The organism is Paenibacillus sp. 453mf (genome assembly GCF_900116105.1).
Taxonomy (GTDB): Bacteria; Bacillota; Bacilli; order Paenibacillales; family Paenibacillaceae; genus Paenibacillus; species Paenibacillus provencensis.
In genome coordinates, this window is the sequence record NZ_FPAC01000001.1 from 2,466,056 (window position 1) to 2,479,015 (window position 12,960).

Consider the following 12,960-nt stretch of genomic DNA (forward strand, 5'->3'; position numbering starts at 1 on the left):
CATGCGGCATGCTTCACTTCCAAGTATTACTTTCTAATTGACTATAAAATAGTGGATTCAACACATTTGGATATGTTAATCTTGATAGATTGAATTAAAGAACTAACAATGCCTTAATTCATTCTATCTTGATAGATTGAATTAAAGAGCCAATAAAACTTTAATTCATTCTATCGGGATAGATTAAATTAAAGAACAATGATATCTTTAAGCATTTGTTCTATCTTAAATGTCACTTTTTATCATAAGTAAATCAATTTCATAGCTCAATAAAAAGATGAAATTGATTCAAGAAAGTAGAGTTTCAAGCGGAATAGTAACAGAGAGAGGAAGATTATTACCGTGCCCAAAGGTCGCATTACTGTCATTACAGGTCCCATGTTCAGTGAGAAATCAGGTGAGCTTATTCGACGCTGTCAAAAATTAATCAAGTATGGCCGACGCAAAGTAGTCGCTTATAAACCCGCAGAAGATGATCGTTTTGAAGTCGATGAAATCGTAAGCCGAATTGGTTATAAGCTGCCTGCCATTCCCATTCCTAAACAGCTGACTCCTGAAATTGTAAAACAAATCATGACTGAAACCGAAGATGCTGATGTGGTTGCTTTTGATGAAGTACAGTTTTTCAGCCGTGAGATTATGGATATCGTGGAGGAACTGGCCTACTGTGGAAAGCACGTCATTGTCGACGGATTAAATATGGATTATCGTGGGAAGGAGTTCGGCTATATCGGCGGATTGCTGGCCATCTCCGATGACATTGAAAAATTAACAGCCTTTTGTGCTGTATGTGGAAGTTCTGAAGCCGTATTCACACAAAGAATTGTTAATGGAGAGCCCGTGACTCTCGGACCCGTCATTATGATTGGTGATTCAGAAGCGTATGAGCCGCGATGCAGAAAATGCTTCGTACCTCCCCATAAGGTAAAGTGCTAGATACCCTTTAGAAAACAATATTTATCCGCTCTTCTTCAAGCCTCGGCAGCGATCAGAGCCCTAATAAAAAGGAGTGTCCGTATGAATGTCGGTCACTCCTTTTTATATCTCAGCTGTCAGACAAGCGTAAGCACCATATTGGCCTCGCATGACTAGTCTCTGGTCACAAAATATTTATTGGTCATGTAATATGCATCTCCCCGCGAGGTTTCCACCATGCCCTTCTTCATATCGAGGAATACAATTTCCTTACATTTAGTGCAGTACCACTTCGTTCGCTTATAAGGAGATTCCGTTACATAAGCGGTTCCACATTTGCAATCAATCTTCATCAGAATTTCGTTCGCACGATATGCGGTAGATAAACGATCCATGTTGTCTTGCTGTACCGGCATGATCACGTTCTGATAATCTGAAAATTGATTATGCACTTTAAAATCCGATACGAGTGTCGGATTCAATCCAAAGAACTCTTTGCCAATCTCTGCGATAAATTTCGTATCACTCTTATAGCAATGGAGCCAATCCTGGATTTGTTTGCTAGACAAAGGAACGGTTCCCTTGATACCGCTGCTTAGTGTGTATGTCATGATGTATAACGTATCGTCTTGTCTACTTGAGTACATTAGAATCCTCCTTATTCTCTGCTAATGTACTACAATTGTAAATCGAAAGCAAAACAAAATGTAATGTAATAACCACCAATAATACCATAACGCTCCTTATGTGGTTAATTGTCATAGCGGAAGCATTTTTTGAGTGTTCATATTCCCTTCACACTCTTTACATATACCGGAAACATTTCCACTTGAATCTGAGTAAAATTGAAGCTTACTTTTTTTGTTACATTTGGAGCACTTTTGTAATGTACGCTGTTTTCGAACATTTTTCAAGTAAATGACATTGTTCTTTTTCTTGGATCGCTGTCTGCTCTTCCATCTCAAGGCAGTAATGATCATAACAACAGCCGCAACACCAATCATCATATACATCATCAGCGTACCCTCGCTCCCTTCTGTCTTTTCCCTAGAAAAAGCGCCTACCTACAATTTCGGCAAGCGCATGAATATTTATTCATTTACGTCTCTCGGTTTCAGAACTAGGGAAAAATGATAAATAAACAGCCAGTGCTTATTTATCTCTATCCTTTCAAGACACTTTATGTTCGATTCTCAGCTTATCAGCTACCATCGCAATGAATTCGCTATTGGTCGGCTTGGATTTACTGATGTTGATGGTGTATCCAAATAAATGACTTATAGAATCAATATTCCCTCTAGTCCAAGCCACTTCAATCGCATGACGTATAGCGCGCTCAACACGCGATGGAGTGGTCTTGAATTTCTCAGCGATGGCTGGATACAACGTTTTGGTGATCGCACCTAGGATCTCAATATTGTTGTAAACCATTGTAATGGCTTCACGCAAATACTGATAGCCCTTGATGTGAGCCGGTACACCAATTTCATGAATAATGGATGTAATGCTTGCATCCAGATTTTTTGTTTTTCCAATTGGAACGACATTTGACTTGTTGGAGGAGGAGATTACTTGTGAGCTACCGCTGCTTGTAATAGTTTGAGTACCAATGAGCTGACGAACACGATTTGCCAACACTTCCATATCAAATGGTTTCAGAATGTAATATGAAGCTCCTAATTGAACAGCTCTTTGCGTAATGTTCTCCTGACCAAATGCAGTTAACATAATGACTCTAGGCTGCGGTGACAAATCCATTTCGCGCAAACGCTCCAGCACACCAAGGCCATCCAAATGCGGCATAATAATATCTAGTATCAAGACGTCAGGAACGGCTCTTCCGTCACTAATCAGCTGAAGAACTTCCTCGCCGTTATAAGCGATTCCTGTTACCTCCATATCCTCTTGCTCCGATATATATTCAGCTAGCAGATTCGTGAACTCCCTGTTATCATCAGCCAATAATACTTCGATTTTTTGCAAGTGTATTTCCTCCCTTAGACAATTATTGATTCGTCATTCCCTTACCCCTTAGATTTTCGACATAGGGGAGGAAATTCCTTCTGTCGAAAATTATTTTTCTTTATTTTTTATATCCGTTGATTTATAATATTGTATTTTATTTCAATTTATGATTAAGTTCTTATTATTTCGACAAAAAAATCTTAAGGCTCTAACTGGCCTTAAGATTTGTTGTTTGTTTTTTCTGAGGAATGACGACTCCAGCATCCTGCAGCATCCACTCAATAAAACATCCATATCCTGACGTCGGGTCGTTAACGAATACATGAGTGACCGCGCCAATTAATTTCCCATTTTGCACGATCGGGCTTCCACTCATACCTTGTACAATTCCACCCGTTTTGTTAATGAGACGTTTATCTGTAATTCGAATAACCATCCCTTTGGTTGCCGGCTGAGACTGATCAGATACATGAACAATATCAACAGTAAAGCGTTCAACCTTCTGCCCGTCGACTACGGTAAGAATTTCTGCCGGTCCTTCCTTTACTTCATGAGCGAAGGCGACAGGAATCGGTTTACCATACAGGCTGTGCTCCGGATTATCTGACATTTTGCCAAAAATACCGAAATGAGTATTGCGCTCAATGTTACCAAGGATTTTGCTCTCTTTGAAGAAATGAGCTCTCTTCTCTCCAGGATCCCCAGACTCACTCTTGGATATAGAGGTAACATTGGATTGTACGATTTCTCCACTTCCTACGACAATCGGTGTTTGTGTGTTCATGTCTGTAATAACATGACCTAATGCTCCGTATACACCTTGATCGGGAGCATAGAAGGTTAAGGTCCCCACACCTGCTGCTGAATCTCTAATGTAGAGTCCGAGTCGCCATGTTTTATCTTCCTCGTCAAATGCGGGGGAAATCTTGGTATTTATGACTTTTCCCTGACGAGTCAGCGTAATCTCAATAGGCTTCTTGGACTTTCCAGCTTCGAGCACTGCATCTGCTACTCCACTTACCCCAGTTAACGACTTCCCATTCATATGAGTGATCAAATCACCGAGCTTGATACCTGCTGTTTCACCAGGAGATATCGGTGTCTCATTAGCGGAACGAACCAAGTGATGACCTACCACTAATATTCCTGCTGACTTGACTTTGACACCAATAGTTTGGCCACCTGGCACAACCTTGAGATCAGGAACGACCGTGACATCCGTTGTTTTGAACGGAATTTTACCGAATAGCTTCCAGGTAAGTTTAGTGGCTCCTTCACGCTGCGGATACAGATGAACAGAGTGGGACTTGGATTCATCCTTAAGACTCTTGCTAAGATTAACTTGCAGAACTTCAGGATGTTCAGACACGCTTGGATCGACTGGAGCAGCTACTTCAAGATCTGTTTCACGTCCGGCCAACAGATGAAGCTCATCCGGCAATGATGCGTAACTAAATACGGGCAATAGGGTCTGTCCAATGAGACAGATAGAGAAGACAACAATAAGACCGATTAGTTTCATTCCAAGGCTAGGCTTCAAGTGGCTGTCACACTCCCTTTGCTTCGTTCGCCTGACGAAAGGTGGTCGCCAATTGCGTAACTATAACATAACCTTGGCCAGGTCCTTTTATTACTGTCAATCATTGTTCCGAACAGCAGTTATGCCCCTTTTTTGGCTTCAGCAAGTTTCAGCATTTCTTGAGCATGATGCAATGTCTTTTCTGTAATTTCAACACCACCCAGCATACGGGCTAGCTCTGTCACTCTTCCCTGCTCTGATAAGGACTCCACCTGAGTCATTGTCCGTTCATCGTGAACATTCTTCTCAATTAGATACTGATGATCTGCCATACATGCAACCTGAGGCAAATGGGTTATTGAGAATACTTGGCAAGTTGAAGACAGGAGAAACAGTTTCTCGGCAATAGATTGAGCTGCCCTGCCGCTGACACCTGTATCCACTTCATCAAATATGAGCACAGGTATTTGATCATGGCGTGCAAATATACTCTTTAATGCAAGCATAATTCTGGACATTTCACCGCCGGATGCAATTTTGCCCAATGGACGAAGGGGCTCTCCAGGGTTGGGTGAAATAAGAAACTCTACATTGTCAATCCCATGCTTAGTAATTCGAATACGCTTTCCTTTCCATTCCACACCTTTTGGATCTTCCATAATGGAGATCTGGGCACGCATTGAAGTTCGCTCCATCTGCAGATCCTTGAGTTCTTGTTCTACCTGATTGGATAGCTCTTCAGCACAAATCTTGCGTGCCTCGCTCATTTCTTCTGCTGTTTCCAACAATCCCTCTAATAATTGATTACGCTCTGCGATCAGTTTCTCCAAGCGTTCATCCTTATTCTCCAGATGATCGGTTTCTCGTTCAATTTGAACATAATACTGAAGTATGGATTCTACACTTTCGCCATATTTGCGCTTCAATCCGGTAATCATATTAAGGCGCTCTTCGACCTCGGATAGCCGAACCGGATTAAATTCAATTCCATCCCGGTAGCTGCGAAGCTGAAAAGCCGCATCCTCCAGTTGATAAAATGCAGATTGAAGCTGTTCCAGAATTGGGTGTATTCCTTTGTGATCGTAATCATTAATATCTTCCAGCTTCGAAATGGCATAGCTCACTGCTTCGAGTCCCTGTGAACCGTGAAGCAGCTCATAAGCACCTGATACCGAATCCATCATCTTTTCACTATGGGATAGTTTGACCCTTTCTTCGGCAAGGGATTCATCTTCACCAGGAACAAGACCTGCAGCTGCAATTTCTTCCAACTGGAATCGGTACATATCAAGCATTTGGTATGCTTTTTGACTGGATTCCTGAAGCTGCCTAAGCTCCTTCTCCACTTTGACAAAAGCACGGTATTGCTCACTATATTTTATTTTGATAGGTCGAATTATCGTTTCTCCATATGTATCGAGCAGACCTAAGTGCTTCTCTGCTCTAAGTAAACTCTGGTGCTCATGCTGTCCATGGATATTGATCAATTGTTCTCCAATTTCGCGAAGCATTGTCAGATTCACGAGCTGACCATTGATCCGGGATACACTCTTACCCGAAACTGTAAGTTCACGGCGAATAACCAGATGTTCATCCGCCTCCGCCTGTATTCCCAGCTCCGAAAGCGTGTTCCATACGGGATGTTGAACAGAAAGCTCAAATAAGGCCTCCATCTCTGCCTTGTCACAGCCATAGCGGATTAAATCTGCTGAGCCTCGTCCTCCCGCTATCAGTCCCAAAGCATCTATTATGATTGATTTACCTGCGCCCGTCTCCCCGGTCAACACGTGAAATCCTGAATTAAAATGTACATCAACTGCTTCGATAACGGCTAAATTTCGGATTGATAATGTGGAAAGCATGTTCCAACACCTCCAATGATAACTGTGTCACCCTTCTACAGCTAGAAGGGAACACTTGTTGCTATTTTCATCTTCGATGTATACTTTACACTATTTCTCACCAAAAAGAAACATACGTTCGTCTGTTTTTTTGAAATTATGATTAAGAAATGTAACTCATGATTTGATTAATGACGGTCTTGCTGTTCTCTTCTGTTCTGCATATCACCAGGATCGTATCATCACCGCTAATTGTGCCCATAACCTCTGGCCACTCAATGCTGTCTAGGAGTGCGGCAACTGAATTGGCTGTGCCTGGCAAAAACTTCATAACCACCAGATTCGTCGTATAATCCACGCTGAGAAAATTATCGACCAAGGCCCGTTTCAATTTCTGCCCCGGATTATATCGTTGATCCGTAGGCAGTGAATACTTATACCTTCCATCATCGGTTGGAATTTTAATAAGCAGTAATTCCTTGATATCGCGTGATACCGTTGCCTGAGTTACCTGATAACCCGCTTGTCGTAAAGCTTCGACAAGGTCGTCCTGCGTCTCAATGTCATTCTGACTAATGATTTCCCTGATTTTAATATGTCGTTGTCCCTTCATACCTGCCTCCATCCAATGATCTATAAATTAATATTCATCTTCATGCTCCCAAATATAATCATCTTCATCAATAAGCGTTATTAGCTTCAAGTTATTATCGTCTGTATCAACATACAATAAACCGTTACAGTTCGGGTACAGCAGCAAATAAGGTAGAAGGCGATCTCTAAGTCCAGAGCCTGTCCATTCTTGCGGCATCCGGCTTCTCGAGGTCTTCACAATGAATACCTCATCCTCCTTCTCAGCTACATAATCAATAAACAGCCGGCTGTACAGCGTTTGCTTGTCGACCTGAAAGGTCAGCGGGACTTTGAGCCTCCCTCCGATCACCTCATAACCCTCTCTTTCCAAAATTTCGAGTGCAGGATGTTCTTGAATTTCTTCATTGAGTACAAGTTCTGGAAGCTGTTCAGGAACCGGCTCCTGAAGCCATCTGCGAATCCCATACAACACCCAGAATACAATAATGATCCCAAGAAACGCGATAACAATTTTATCATATTGGCCTTCCATGCATCTCACCTCTCACAAGGAGATATTCGTTAGCCAAAAAAAATATCCTCTTGAGAAATATGGGAATCAGATGGTTTTATTTATATCCAGCAAAAGAAACCCATCTTTATAAGATGAGTTTCAATGAAAGGTATGGTTCGCTTCGTTAACCACGGACTCAATCAGATGATCAAAATCAGGCTCAGCGGATTCCACACGATCTCCGTTCAGACGCCAATGGGCCAAAAACTCAATATTTCCTTCTCCACCTGTAATAGGCGAAAATGTCAGATCAGACAGTGTAAGACCAAGCTCATGTCCGTATCCCAGAATGGAACGCAGAACCTCCGCATGTACCTTTGGCTCTTTGACAACCCCTGTCTTCGGTACTTTTTCTCTTCCCGCTTCAAACTGCGGCTTGATCAGGGCTACAATATCAGCCGGCTGTTTAAGCAGTTGAATTAGGGGAGGAAGAATTATTTTTAATGAAATAAAGGATACATCAATGCTTGCGGTATCCGGCGTAGGACCCGTCAAATTCTCAGGTGTCACATATCTAAAATTTGTTCTTTCCATGACAGTGACCTGTGGATGGTTGCGAAGCGACCAATCCAATTGATTGTAACCTACATCTATCGCATAAACATGCGCAGCACCATGCTGAAGAGCACAATCTGTAAAGCCGCCCGTTGAGGAACCAATATCAAGCATGGTTCGACCTTCCATTGAAATATCGAACTGCCGAATTGCTTTTTCCAGCTTAAGTCCTCCGCGTCCCACATAAGGATGTACCGCGCCTTTCACTCGAATGGCAGCCTCGCGCGAAACCTTCATTCCCGGTTTTTCAATTCGTTCTTCATTAGCATAGACCAGACCGGCCATAATAGCTGCCTTTGCCTTCTCACGGCTTTCGTAATATCCCTGCTCTACGAGCAGGACATCCATTCTTTCTTTTGGGACTGACATAATTTCTCCTGTCCTAAACCAAAAAGCTATAGAGTCCAATATGAGTATATCCCATCCCATTTGTTGGACTCTATAATTCTCCGGACTTGTAATTTATTCATCTTCTAAATTTTGACGTATTCATCATGAAGGTGTGCTGGTCTTTGGAAGATCATAAGCGAACGTAAGCTTCAACTTACGCAGCTCTTCACTAACCGCCTGCACAGTAAGTCCAACTTCCTCACGCTGCTCCTTAACACTTCCATGCTCAATGAATTCATCCGGAATCCCCATAATATGAATCTTGGTATCGTATAGCGCTGCTTCTGAATAGAATTCAAGAATGCTGCTTCCGAGGCTTCCCGCTGCGGATGCTTCTTCAAGCACAATCATTTTCGTGTCTTTCGCATGTAAGGATATAAGCATTTCATGATCCAGCGGTTTAAAGAATCTGGCGTTAATGACACTAACCTGCATTCCTTCACGTTTCAGCAGCTCTGCCGCTTCTTCCGCAATTGGAATCATAGGCCCTGCTGAAATGATGGCGTAATGCTCTCCTTGCCGCAATGTCTCCCACGAACCTATCGGAATAGACTTAAGCTCTTGATCAAGCGGCACACCTAAACCATTCAGTCTCGGATAACGATAAGCAATTGGACCCTCATTATAATCCAGTGCTGTCTTCATCATATGCCTCAGCTCATTCTCATCCTTCGGCATCATCACAACGATATTTGGAATATGACGTAAGAATGCTACATCGTAAACACCTTGGTGAGTTTCGCCATCCGACCCAACAAAGCCTGCGCGATCAATAGCAAATATAACGTTCGCATTATGCCTGCAAATATCATGAACGATCTGGTCATAGGCACGCTGCATGAAGGTGGAGTAGACTGCAAATACCGGCTTTAATCCTTCCATTGCCAGCGCTGCGCACATCGTAGCCGCATGCTGCTCGGCGATCCCAACATCAACCATCCGCTCAGGAAATTCCTTGCTAAATGGAATGAGACCTGAACCTCCCGGCATGGCAGGAGTAACAGCGACAATCCGCTCATCTTCTCTGGCGAGCTCAATGAGTGTTTCTCCAAATACATCGGTATACATCGGATTGCCTACAGATTTGAGCACTTGTCCAGATTCAATCTTATACGGTGAAATACCGTGCCATTTGAAGGAATCGGCTTCAGCCGGTTTATATCCCTTGCCTTTGGTTGTTAGAACGTGAACGAATACCGGGCCATTAACGTTGTCCGCCTGTCTGAAGGTTTCGATCAGCTTAGGCATATCATGACCATCAACAGGTCCAAGATAAGTAAAGCCCAATTCCTCAAACAATACACCCGGAACCATCATATATTTCAAGCTGTCTTTGAGTCGGCCTGCAGACTTCGCAAGTGTACCGCCGATAGCAGGAATCTTGCGCAATACAAGCTCAACTTCATCCTTGGCTTTCAGATAATGTCTGTCAGAGCGGATCTTGCTCAAATAGTTATGCATGGCTCCGACGTTAGGAGCAATGGACATCTCATTATCGTTTAGAATGACCATTAACTTCTTCTGTTCATGTCCAATATGATTCAACGCTTCAAATGCCATTCCGCCAGTCAAGGCTCCGTCCCCAATAATTGCGATGACCTTGTTGTCTTCGCCTTTGAGGTCTCTTGCATAAGCCATTCCCATGGCAGCTGACAAAGAGGTACTGCTATGTCCGGCTTCCCAAACATCATGTTCGCTTTCATTACGCTTAACGAAACCAGACAGCCCCTTATACTTCTTGAGCGTATCAAATTTGTCCATTCGTCCGGTTAATATTTTATGAACGTAAGCCTGGTGGCCTACATCAAATATCATTTTATCTTTAGGGCTGTTATAAGCGTAGTGCAGGGCGATCGTGAGCTCTACCACTCCCAAATTGGATGCAAGGTGCCCTCCTGTACGAGAAATTGTTTCTATCAGGAACTGACGAATCTCCCCCGATAACGAAACAAGTTCATCCACAGACAATGATTTCAGATCGTTTGGTCCCTTAATTTGTGGAAGGAGCACGTGAACCCCCCGCTTTCCTTCATAAATTTTTGTAAATTAGTTATTCTCATAGGGTATATTATACCACAATCCACTTTAAATCATAAATCTCGCCAACTCTAATGATCTCTTTTCATCAAATAATCCGCCAATTCCAGCAGCCGAGATGGATCAGGAATACGGCCTGTTATCAGTGCTTCTTTTGCGGAAGCCGTTAAACGCTCTACTTCAGCCAGGGATTGGTCCATACCTATAAAGAACGGGTAAGTTACTTTTTGCTGATTGACATCACTCTGTGTCTTCTTCCCCAGCTTCTGCTCATCTCCAATGAGATCAAGAATATCATCCTGAATCTGAAAGGCAAGACCGAGATTTCTGCCGAACGAACGGAGAGCCTCCAGCTGTACATCATCTGCACCGCCAATTCTACCTCCAGCCATAAGAGAGAAGATGATTAGGTCACCCGTCTTATGGAGGTGGATATATTCGAGCTGTGATAAGGATGTCATCCCCTGCTCGCCCTCCATATCTGCCACCTGTCCTCCAACCATGCCTCGTGCACCTGCATGCAGAGAGAGCTCCTCAACAATGGTAAGCACGCGATCTGATGGAATATTGAACCTGCGAGCTGTTTGGATTACACTGTAAAAGGCGTGAGTGAGCAACGCATCACCCGCTAGAATAGCCATCGCTTCCCCGTAGACCTTATGGTTGGTTAAACGCCCCCTGCGATAATCGTCATTATCCATGGCGGGCAAATCATCATGAATCAACGAGTATGTATGTATCATCTCTACAGAAGCAGCAACCGGCAGAGCGGCTTCCCGCTCCACACCAAATGCTTCACATGCTGCGATAACAAGCGCTGGACGAAGCCTTTTGCCTCCGGCCATAAGCGAATACTGCATTGACTCTTTTAAATGTTCAGGAATATCCCAGGCTTCGGGAAATACGGTTCTCAACTCTCGCGCCATTAAGTCAACCACATCCTGAATATACAATTCTATGGATGGTCTAGTCACAAAGAGACACCGCCCTCATCTTCATTACCTCCAAAAGGCTGCTTCCGAAACTCTCCATCTTCTTCTACGATCATTTCAATCTTACGTTCCACTTGTTCGAGCTTTTGATTACAGATCTGAGACAGCTTCATTCCTCTTTGAAACAGCTCGATTGCCTGTTCGAGAGGAACGTCTCCCCGTTCGAGCTGGTTCACGACTTCTTCTAGCTCTGCCATCGCAGCTTCAAAATTCAGCTCCTTCTCATTTGCCATCTTCGTTTGCCTCCTTTATCTCCCAGACCTGGCATGCAAGCTGTCCATCGACCAGTTTAATTTTGACCAAGTCACCAGGAGCGACCTCTTTGGTTGATTTCACTAACTTTTTATCCTGTTCATCATACACAAGACTATAGCCTCTTGACATTACTTTTAGCGGACTCAATGCATCGAGATGCCTCATATTCGCGCCTAACTGCTGTCGACTTGCCTTAACAAGAGAGGCCATCGAGGTCTCGAGCTGCTTTCTATACGAAGTAATCTCCCTCTTCGCAGAAGACACCTGTGCAGAAGGGTTAAAACGAACGAGCGACATACGCATCCGTTCCTGCTTCTCTCTTGCAAACCTTTTCCTCGAATCCATTGACCTTGATAACCTCATATGAAGCTGATCCAATCTCTCGGTATGCTGCACCAAACTTCTGCGTGGATTGATAAGAACGGGTGACTTGGATAAACGTTCGAGCTTATCACGATTGTGCTTCGCTCTTGTTATCAAGCTCTGATTCAGCCTACGCTGGTAACCAGCAAGTTGTTCCTTCAGCTCCATCTGATGAGGCACAGCAAGCTCTGCCGCAGCTGTCGGCGTTGCTGCCCTCACATCTGCAGTAAAGTCAGCGATCGTAAAATCCGTTTCATGACCGACTGCAGAAATAACTGGAATTTGTGATCTTGCAATCGCTCTTGCTACCATTTCTTCGTTAAAGGCCCATAGCTCTTCTAAAGAGCCGCCGCCACGCCCAACAATAATGACGTCAACTTCTGCCATCTCATTGACCAGATCAAGCGCACGTACTATTGAAGGCGCGGCCGTCTTCCCTTGGACAAGCACAGGGTATAAATAAACCTCAGCCAGTGGATAACGGCGAGTAATGGTCGTAATAATATCTCTCACTGCCGCTCCAGTCGGTGAGGTAATCACGCCTATGGATTTGGGATAGCGGGGCAGAGGTCGTTTGCGTAGAGCGGCAAACAAGCCTTCCTCGTCCAGCTTTTGTTTTAATTGCTCATATGCCATGTACAGGCTGCCGACACCGTCAGGCTGCATATGTGTTGCATAGAATTGATATTGTCCATCCCGTTCATATACGGATACATTTCCCCGTGCAATAACACGGGCACCTTCCTTCGGAATGAAAGGGAGCCTGCGATTATGTGTCGCAAACATAATAGACTTAATCCGACTTCCTTCATCCTTAAGTGTAAAATACATATGCCCGCTGGAATGATGCGTGAAGTTGGAGATTTCACCACGGATCCACACATCAGTCAGTACAGAATCGGATTCCAGCTTCATACGTATATAACGATTCAAATCTTTAATTGAATAAATTCGTTCTTCAGCCAGAGGAATCACTCCCTT

At 43.6% G+C, this 12,960-nt stretch carries 12 protein-coding genes; 1 reads left to right on the plus strand and 11 read right to left on the minus strand.

What is annotated here, in order from left to right; all coding sequences use genetic code 11:
- Positions 1–342 precede the first annotated feature (342 nt).
- The gene (locus BM415_RS11645) at positions 343–936 is read left to right on the plus strand and encodes a thymidine kinase (RefSeq protein ID WP_091158166.1); all 594 of its coding nucleotides are present in this window, start codon (positions 343–345) and stop codon (positions 934–936) included.
- Between the two features lie 152 nt (positions 937–1,088).
- Here BM415_RS11645 and BM415_RS11650 read toward each other — a convergent pair whose 3' ends face one another.
- The 11 genes from BM415_RS11650 to xseA form a co-directional block, all read right to left on the minus strand.
- Positions 1,089–1,562 (minus strand): hypothetical protein, encoded by a 474-nt coding sequence (locus tag BM415_RS11650; RefSeq protein WP_091158167.1) that lies wholly within the window; start codon positions 1,560–1,562, stop codon positions 1,089–1,091.
- A 523-nt stretch (positions 1,563–2,085) separates the two neighbouring features.
- Positions 2,086–2,898 (minus strand): sporulation transcription factor Spo0A, encoded by an 813-nt coding sequence (spo0A, locus tag BM415_RS11660; RefSeq protein WP_091158171.1) that lies wholly within the window; start codon positions 2,896–2,898, stop codon positions 2,086–2,088.
- Positions 2,899–3,088: 190 nt separating this feature from the next.
- Positions 3,089–4,420 (minus strand): SpoIVB peptidase, encoded by a 1,332-nt coding sequence (spoIVB, locus tag BM415_RS11665; RefSeq protein ID WP_091158172.1) that lies wholly within the window; start codon positions 4,418–4,420, stop codon positions 3,089–3,091.
- 119 nt (positions 4,421–4,539) lie between these two features.
- The gene (gene recN, locus BM415_RS11670; protein WP_091158174.1) at positions 4,540–6,261 is read right to left on the minus strand and encodes a DNA repair protein RecN; all 1,722 of its coding nucleotides are present in this window, start codon (positions 6,259–6,261) and stop codon (positions 4,540–4,542) included.
- A gap of 142 nt (positions 6,262–6,403) precedes the next feature.
- Positions 6,404–6,853: a transcriptional regulator AhrC/ArgR gene (gene argR / locus BM415_RS11675; RefSeq protein ID WP_091158176.1), complete on the minus strand. Its 450-nt coding sequence runs from the start codon at positions 6,851–6,853 to the stop codon at positions 6,404–6,406.
- Between the two features lie 27 nt (positions 6,854–6,880).
- Entirely contained in the window at positions 6,881–7,366 is a 486-nt protein-coding gene (locus BM415_RS11680) for a hypothetical protein (RefSeq protein ID WP_091158178.1), read from the minus strand.
- 120 nt (positions 7,367–7,486) lie between these two features.
- The gene (locus BM415_RS11685; protein ID WP_091158179.1) at positions 7,487–8,311 is read right to left on the minus strand and encodes a TlyA family RNA methyltransferase; all 825 of its coding nucleotides are present in this window, start codon (positions 8,309–8,311) and stop codon (positions 7,487–7,489) included.
- A 123-nt stretch (positions 8,312–8,434) separates the two neighbouring features.
- Positions 8,435–10,342: a 1-deoxy-D-xylulose-5-phosphate synthase gene (gene dxs / locus BM415_RS11690; protein ID WP_091158181.1), complete on the minus strand. Its 1,908-nt coding sequence runs from the start codon at positions 10,340–10,342 to the stop codon at positions 8,435–8,437.
- Between the two features lie 98 nt (positions 10,343–10,440).
- Positions 10,441–11,295, minus strand: coding sequence for a polyprenyl synthetase family protein (locus BM415_RS11695; protein WP_091158183.1), 855 nt, complete (start codon positions 11,293–11,295; stop codon positions 10,441–10,443).
- A 44-nt stretch (positions 11,296–11,339) separates the two neighbouring features.
- Positions 11,340–11,594 carry an exodeoxyribonuclease VII small subunit gene (gene xseB / locus BM415_RS11700; protein ID WP_091158184.1) on the minus strand — a complete coding sequence of 85 codons (255 nt, stop codon included), beginning with the start codon at positions 11,592–11,594 and terminating at the stop codon, positions 11,340–11,342.
- Positions 11,584–12,945 carry an exodeoxyribonuclease VII large subunit gene (gene xseA, locus BM415_RS11705; RefSeq protein ID WP_091159208.1) on the minus strand — a complete coding sequence of 454 codons (1,362 nt, stop codon included), beginning with the start codon at positions 12,943–12,945 and terminating at the stop codon, positions 11,584–11,586. The genes xseB and xseA overlap by 11 nt, the downstream gene beginning before the upstream one ends.
- Positions 12,946–12,960: the final 15 nt, after the last annotated feature.

Bases quoted from the DNA above. Each gene is read 5' to 3' on its own strand.
- BM415_RS11650 (WP_091158167.1), bottom strand. From the start codon at position 1,562: ATGTACTCAAGTAGACAAGACGATACGTTATACATCATGACATACACA.
- recN (WP_091158174.1), bottom strand. From the start codon at position 6,261: ATGCTTTCCACATTATCAATCCGAAATTTAGCCGTTATCGAAGCAGTT.
- BM415_RS11685 (WP_091158179.1), bottom strand. From the start codon at position 8,311: ATGTCAGTCCCAAAAGAAAGAATGGATGTCCTGCTCGTAGAGCAGGGA.
- argR (WP_091158176.1), bottom strand. From the start codon at position 6,853: ATGAAGGGACAACGACATATTAAAATCAGGGAAATCATTAGTCAGAAT.
- BM415_RS11680 (WP_091158178.1), bottom strand. From the start codon at position 7,366: ATGGAAGGCCAATATGATAAAATTGTTATCGCGTTTCTTGGGATCATT.
- BM415_RS11695 (WP_091158183.1), bottom strand. From the start codon at position 11,295: ATGGCGCGAGAGTTGAGAACCGTATTTCCCGAAGCCTGGGATATTCCT.
- xseB (WP_091158184.1), bottom strand. From the start codon at position 11,594: ATGGCAAATGAGAAGGAGCTGAATTTTGAAGCTGCGATGGCAGAGCTA.